This window comes from Collinsella sp. UBA1693, from assembly GCF_002320115.1.
In the GTDB taxonomy this organism is placed as follows: Bacteria; Actinomycetota; Coriobacteriia; order Coriobacteriales; family Coriobacteriaceae; genus Collinsella; species Collinsella tanakaei.
On sequence record NZ_DCJT01000008.1, the window covers coordinates 1 to 6,428 of the forward strand.

The following is a 6,428-nucleotide window of genomic DNA, read 5'->3' on the forward strand; positions in this document are numbered from 1 at the left end:
CATCACCAACCAGCGCGAGACCACGGTTGTGTGGGACCGCGATTCCGGCCAGCCTATTTATAACGCTATCGGGTGGCAGTGCCGCCGTACCGCTCCCATCGCGGACGCTTTGGTGCATGAGGGTATGGACCAGACTATCCGCGAGAAGACCGGCCTCAAGCCGGACGCGTACTTCTCCGGCACCAAGGTCAAATGGATTCTCGATAACGTGAGCGGTGCTCGAGAGGCGGCGGCCGCCGGTCAGCTTATGTTCGGCACCATCGATACCTGGCTGATCTACAACCTCACTGGCGGCATGGTGTACGCCACCGACTACACCAACGCCAGCCGTACCATGCTGTTCAACATCCATACCCTTGAATGGGACGATGAGCTGCTGGAGGCGCTCGACATCCCGCGCTCTATGCTGCCCGAGGTACGTTGGAGCTCGGGTGACTTTGGTCGCGTCTCAAGCGAGATCATGACGCACACGCCCCCTATCACGGGCGTTGCCGGCGATCAGCAAGCGTCGTTCTTTGGCCATTGCTGCTTCGAGCCCGGGCAGACCAAGAATACCTACGGAACCGGCTGCTTCATGCTCATGAATACGGGCGATGAGGTTGTGCATTCCAAGAACGGGCTGCTGTCCACCATCGGCATCGCGGAAAACGGCAAGATTAGCTATGCGCTGGAGGGCTCCATCTTCCATGCGGGCAGCACCATCCAGTGGCTGCGCGACAAGCTCGGCATCATCGCCGACGCGGGAGAAACCGCCGCGATAGCCCGCTCGCTGTCCAGCAACAACGGTTGCTACCTTGTTCCTGCGTTTAGCGGCTTGGGCGCACCGTGGTGGGATCCCGATTCGCGCGGTCTCATCTGCGGGCTTACCGCGGGTTCCGATCGCGCCACGCTGGTGCGTGCCGCATGCGAGTCCATGGCGTATCAGACCTATGACGTCCTTCGCTCCATGGAGGCCGATGCCGGTCGCAAGCTCTCCGGGCTTTCCGTCGATGGCGCCGCCTCTCGCAACGAGTTCATCATGCAGTTCCAAGCGGACTTGCTGGGAATCCCCATCACTCAGTCCGAGAGCATCGAAACAACTGCGCTGGGTGCCGCGTACCTGGCGGGCCTTGCCGTTGGCTATTGGGAAGACAGGGACGAGCTGGTTCAGAATAGAAATCTTGGCAAATGTTTTGAGCCTGCGGGTAATCCCGTTGAGCTTGCGCGGGTACTATCAGGTTGGCATGACGCTGTGGCGCGGTCCCGTACCGTGTTACAGTGAGACACGTGTCGCTAATAGAGCGCCGTCAAGAGGGGCACATGTAAGTGACCCAGGCAACCAACGAGGAAAGGAACGTTTCCATGCGTATCGCCATTGGCTCCGACCACGCCGGCTTTGAGCAGAAGCAGATGCTTGCCGCATATCTTGCGGACGAGCTCGGTCATGAGGTCATCGACCTGGGGCCGGACACGGACGACCGCGTCGATTATCCGGATTACGGCGAGAAGGTCGCGCGCTGCGTGGCTTCTGGTGAGGCAGACCGCGGCGTTTGCGTGTGCGGCACCGGTATCGGTATCGCTATTGCGGCGGACAAGGTCGCTGGCGTTCGCGCCTCGTCCATCACCTCGCCCGAGTTCGCGGACCTGTTCCGTCGCCATAACGACGGCAACGTCATCGGTCTCTCCGGCCGCTTTGTCGACCCGGCCGTCAACCGCGACATCGTCAAGGTCTTCCTTACCTCAGAGTTCGAGGGCGGGCGCCATGCGGCACGCGTCGAGAAGATCATGAAGCTCGACACCACCGGTAAGAACGCGGCCTCTGCGTAGCGTTGCGAATCCCGAGTATCCATTTGTATGGCTGTGGCCGGTGCGGGTTTTATGGGAGCCATGAAACCAGTGCCGGCCCCTTTTTGATTGGAGATATATGAGCGTTGAATTTGACCAGAGTCGCTTGACCGTAGTTGATCACCCCATGGTGCAGCACAAGCTTACCATCATGCGCGACGTCAAGACGGGCTCCAAGCAGTTTCGCGAGCTAGTGAAGGAGCTTGCCCTGTTCGAGGGCTATGAGGCGACGCGCGACTTTCCGCTTGAGGATGTTGAGGTGACCACGCCCATCTGCACCACTACCGCCAAGCAGATCGCCGGTCGCAAGGTCGCTATCATTCCTATCCTGCGTGCCGGACTGGGTATGGTCGACGGCATGCTCGAGCTCATCCCCGCAGCTCGCGTTGGACATGTGGGCATGTACCGCGATGAGGAAACCCACGAGCCTCACGAGTACTACTGCAAGGTTCCCGCAGATATCGACCAGCGCACCTGCCTGGTGGTCGACCCCATGCTCGCTACCGGCGGCTCCGCCACTGCCGCTATTGAGTATCTGCGCAGCCAGGGCGTCAAGGATGTTCGCCTCCTGGTTCTTATCGCCGCACCCGAGGGCATCAAGGCGGTTCTCGACGCGGATCCGGACGTGCGCGTCTACACCTGCTCGGTGGACGAGCGACTGAATGAAAACGCTTACATCGTTCCCGGTTTGGGCGATGCGGGCGACCGAATCTTCGGTACTAAGTAACAGTTGTCCATAAATCAACCACATGAAACAAGGGCTGCATGTACCGTTAGTCGGCATATGCAGCCCGTTTGTTGCATAACACGCACTGGTCGGCGATATAGGAAACCAGTGTGAAATAAACCCATTGAAATGAACGGGCAACTGCTTACAATAGGGTCTCAAGCGCTCGGCGAGTCCCGTTGAAGAGGCGGAGCCCGTGCGGCAGGAAGGGTGAAACGGTGCTTGGTCAAGACAGCTTGGGCAATATTCCGTTTGCGATTTCTGGAGTCGCGATAGGTGTCTTGGCATTTGGAATCCTGATGGCTGCGCTGCTGCCGGTGTTGCGGCATAAGCGCAAGGCAAGCCTCTCCAAGGGGTTTGTTTCAATCATGATTTCGCTTGCTTTGCTACATTCGGGCGTTATAGTGGTCTACTTGTTTTCGCAAAAACGCGTTCTAGCGTGTTTAGTGGGGGAACTTGTGGGCTTCTTTGTCTGCTGGACGCTCCTCGCCGTGTATTGCATGACGGGCGGCAGGCGAAAGTAGTTGCGAGCCCGCACATGTGTGCGAGCGAACAAAAGGAAGGTGAAACCTTGGAAGCGTTCGATAAGCTGCCGGGAGAGATCAATCACCTCGTATCGAGCTTTAGCTCGATCCCCGTGGTTGGCGATCTGATGCACGGAGTCACCCAGTATTCTTTCTGGCTCATCGTGTCTTCGATCGTGCTGCTGGTCATCATGTTCGCGTTTGCACGCCGCGTATCGGTGGTTCCCCACGGTCGCTTTGCGAACGCGATCGAGTACGTGATCGAGTATCTCGAGAACGACGTGGGAATCGGCATTTTGGGCAAAGAGTCCTGGCGTCGCCACCTACCGTTCCTGGGTACGCTGTTCTTGTTCATTCTCGTGAACAACATCATCGGTATTATTCCTGGAATGAAGCCGGGTACGGGCACCATTTCCACCACTGCGGCGCTCGCCCTCGTTGTCTTCATTTACTTTGTCCGCATCGGTATGAAGAACCACGGAGTATGGGGCTATATTAAGAGCCTTGCTCCCAAGGGGGTTATGTTCCCGCTCAACATCCTTATTTGGTTGATCGAGCTCATCTCCACCCTGCTTCGTCCCATTACGCTTGCCGTTCGTCTGTTCTGCAACATGTTCGCGGGCCACATTGTTCTGGGTTCTTTCGCCCTCATGGTGTCGCTGTTCGCGGAGCCGCTCATCCAGCAGCTTACCGCGGCGAATCTGCTTGGCGCCATTCCGTCGCTCGCGTTTGCGGCGATTCTCTTTGTCATCTATGCAATCGAGATTTTCGTCGGCGTTATCCAGGCGTACGTGTTCACCGTCCTCACCGCGGTCTACATTCAGGGCGCCGAGGCGGAGGGCCATTAAGGTTTTGGATACCAGACGCATATATAGAGTGCGTTTGATATAGGTATCGTGTTCAAAGTGCGTCAAAGATGGCGCATGAACTCAAGGAGGAATTGTGGGAGTTATCGGTTACGGTCTTGGTGTTATCGGTGCAGGTCTTGCTATCGGCCTGGCCGCTCATGGCGTCGCGCTCGCCATGGCACGTCAGCCTGAGGTTCAGGACCGCGTCTTCACCGTCTTCATCATGGGCGCCGCCTTTGCTGAGGCCCTGGCCCTGATCGGCTTTGTTGTTGCATTGGTTGTTAAATAGTCGGGTGTTCCAAATAGAACGCCGGACTTCAGATCCCGAGGGGGAGTCATGAAGAACGTTACACGCGTGAGGATAGCACTCGGGGTCACCGCCTCGGTGTCGAGCGTGCCCGCCCTGGCATTCGCCGAGGGTACGGAGTCGGGCGGTGCGGATATCCTTATCCCCAAGATGGCGGAGTTCGTTCCCGCGCTCGTTATCTTCCTCATCATCTGGTTCCTGCTTGCCAAGTTCGTTTGGCCAAAGGTTATCTCTGTGCTCGATGCACGCGAGCACAAGATCGAGGACAGTATCGAGGAGGCTGACGCTACCAAGGCGGAGGCTGCCGAGATTCGCGATCAGGCGGATGCAATCATCGCCGACGCGCGTCGCAAGGCTTCTGAGATCGTTCTGGATGCTCGCTCCGATGCCGAAAAGGAGCGTGCCCGCATCGTCGCGGCCGCTCACGGCGAGGCTGAGGAGATCATCTCTAAGGCACACGATCGTGCCGATGACGAGATGAAGCGCGCTTATGCCAGCGCTACCGACACCATCGCGAAGATGTCTGTCGCCGTTGCCGGCAAGATCGTTGGCGAAACCCTCGCAAACGACGAGGAGAAGCAGCGCGAGCTCATCAAGAAGTATCTCTTGGAAGTAGGCACCCTCAATGGCCGATAAGCAGATCAGCGAGCGCCTGGAAAAGCGCAAGCTTGAAACCTACGCACGCACGCTGCTCGAAGCCGCAAAGACCGAGAACCGCGTGTACGAGAATCTCGTTCCGCTCAAAGCGGAAGCAGAGGCGAGTCCCGAGGTCCTGTCGGTTCTGTCCCAGATGGCCGCTCACGGCGACCTGGATAAGCTGTCCGAGGTCCTCGACCTTTATAGCGAGATGGCAGATGGCGATCAGCAGACCGTTGGCGTCACCGTCACGACCGCTGTTCCGCTTGATAACGAGCTTCGTGCGCTGGTTACCCAAAAGTGCGAGCTCGATCTGGGCTGCAACGTGTTTCTTATCGAGCGCGTCGACCCGTCTATCATCGGCGGCCTGATCCTTTCGGTGAACGGCCGTCGTCGCGACGCATCCGTGCGTCATCAACTTGAGCAGGCCCGTAAGGTCATGACTCATGCAGTAAAGAATTCGGAGGTATAGCCACATGTCCGAGGCAATCAGTGCCGAGAACATCGAAGAGGTCTTGCGGCAACGCCTGTTTGACCTGACGGCTACCGTCGATACCCAAGAAGTATCCCATGTAGCCGAGGTGGGCGACGGTATCGCTCACATCTTCGGTCTCAAGAGCGCGATGGCTGGTGAGTTGCTGGAGTTCACCAGTTCCGCGACGGGAGAGACCGTTTACGGCTTGGCTCAGAACCTGGACCGCGATGAGGTCGGCGCCGTTTTGTTCGGCAACGTCGACTCTATCAAGGAAGGCGACGCCTGCCGTACTACTGGCCGTGTTATGGACATCCCCGTCGGCCGAGGCATGCTCGGCCGCGTTGTCAATCCGCTTGGCCAGCCTATCGACGGCAAGGGCAACCTTGGCGAGACCCATCGTCGTCCCATTGAGTTTAAAGCCCCCGGTGTCATCGACCGCACCCCGGTGTGCGAGCCGGTTCAGACCGGGCTTCTCGCTGTAGATGCGATGATCCCCGTTGGCCGCGGCCAGCGCGAGCTCATCATTGGCGACCGTAAGACCGGTAAGACTGCAATCGCGATCGACGCCATCATCAACCAGCGCGGCAAAGGCATGATCTGCGTTTACGTCGCTATCGGCCAGAAGGCATCCACGGTGGCGAATATTCGCGAGACCCTTGCTCAGCACAATGCGCTCGAGTATACGGTTATCGTTAGCGCAACCGCTGCTGATTCCGCTCCGCTTCAGTACATTGCTCCTATGGCGGGCGCTGCCATTGGCGAGTACTTTATGTACAACGGTGCGGACGGACGCCCGGCGTCCCGCACTAACCCTGGCGGTCACGTGCTGGTCGTATACGATGATCTGTCCAAGCAGGCCGTTGCGTATCGTCAGATGTCGCTTACGCTTCGTCGTCCGCCGGGACGCGAGGCATACCCCGGCGACATCTTCTATCTGCACTCTCGCCTGCTGGAGCGCGCCTGCAAGTTGTCCGAGGAGAACGGTGGCGGTTCGTTGACTGCCCTGCCTATCATCGAGACGCAGGATGGTGACGTTTCCGCATACATCCCCACCAACGTGATTTCCATTACGGATGGCCAGATTTAT

General features: G+C 58.3%; 9 protein-coding genes. All 9 read left to right on the plus strand.

All coding sequences use genetic code 11. The annotated features are described in order from the left end of the window. Window positions 1–1,261 (plus strand): FGGY family carbohydrate kinase (locus B3H65_RS04240; protein ID WP_286684255.1); only part of this gene is annotated, 1,261 nt, incomplete at its 5' end. An 80-nt stretch (window positions 1,262–1,341) separates the two neighbouring features. After that, a complete protein-coding gene (gene rpiB, locus B3H65_RS04245) occupies window positions 1,342–1,806 on the plus strand; it encodes a ribose 5-phosphate isomerase B (RefSeq protein ID WP_009141773.1) in 465 nt (154 codons plus the stop codon). Between the two features lie 97 nt (window positions 1,807–1,903). Then, window positions 1,904–2,551: a uracil phosphoribosyltransferase gene (upp, locus tag B3H65_RS04250; RefSeq protein ID WP_009141772.1), complete on the plus strand. Its 648-nt coding sequence runs from the start codon at window positions 1,904–1,906 to the stop codon at window positions 2,549–2,551. A 218-nt stretch (window positions 2,552–2,769) separates the two neighbouring features. Next, window positions 2,770–3,075, plus strand: coding sequence for a hypothetical protein (locus tag B3H65_RS04255; RefSeq protein ID WP_286684256.1), 306 nt, complete (start codon window positions 2,770–2,772; stop codon window positions 3,073–3,075). Window positions 3,076–3,122: 47 nt separating this feature from the next. Beyond that, a complete protein-coding gene (atpB, locus tag B3H65_RS04260) occupies window positions 3,123–3,923 on the plus strand; it encodes a F0F1 ATP synthase subunit A (RefSeq protein ID WP_286684257.1) in 801 nt (266 codons plus the stop codon). A gap of 94 nt (window positions 3,924–4,017) precedes the next feature. Then, entirely contained in the window at window positions 4,018–4,212 is a 195-nt protein-coding gene (locus B3H65_RS04265) for an ATP synthase F0 subunit C (protein WP_009141769.1), read from the plus strand. Between the two features lie 48 nt (window positions 4,213–4,260). After that, a complete protein-coding gene (gene atpF, locus B3H65_RS04270) occupies window positions 4,261–4,866 on the plus strand; it encodes a F0F1 ATP synthase subunit B (RefSeq protein WP_009141768.1) in 606 nt (201 codons plus the stop codon). Beyond that, a complete protein-coding gene (locus B3H65_RS04275; RefSeq protein WP_286684258.1) occupies window positions 4,856–5,338 on the plus strand; it encodes a F0F1 ATP synthase subunit delta in 483 nt (160 codons plus the stop codon). Before atpF ends, B3H65_RS04275 begins: the two co-directional genes overlap by 11 nt. A gap of 4 nt (window positions 5,339–5,342) precedes the next feature. After that, window positions 5,343–6,428, plus strand: a 1,086-nt coding sequence (gene atpA / locus B3H65_RS04280) for a F0F1 ATP synthase subunit alpha (protein ID WP_286684259.1), incomplete at its 3' end; no start/stop codon positions are given.

Excerpts from the sequence above, each read along its gene's own strand:
- rpiB (WP_009141773.1), top strand. The coding sequence starts at position 1,342 with ATGCGTATCGCCATTGGCTCCGACCACGCCGGCTTTGAGCAGAAGCAG.
- upp (WP_009141772.1), top strand. The coding sequence starts at position 1,904 with ATGAGCGTTGAATTTGACCAGAGTCGCTTGACCGTAGTTGATCACCCC.
- atpF (WP_009141768.1), top strand. The coding sequence starts at position 4,261 with ATGAAGAACGTTACACGCGTGAGGATAGCACTCGGGGTCACCGCCTCG.
- B3H65_RS04275 (WP_286684258.1), top strand. The coding sequence starts at position 4,856 with ATGGCCGATAAGCAGATCAGCGAGCGCCTGGAAAAGCGCAAGCTTGAA.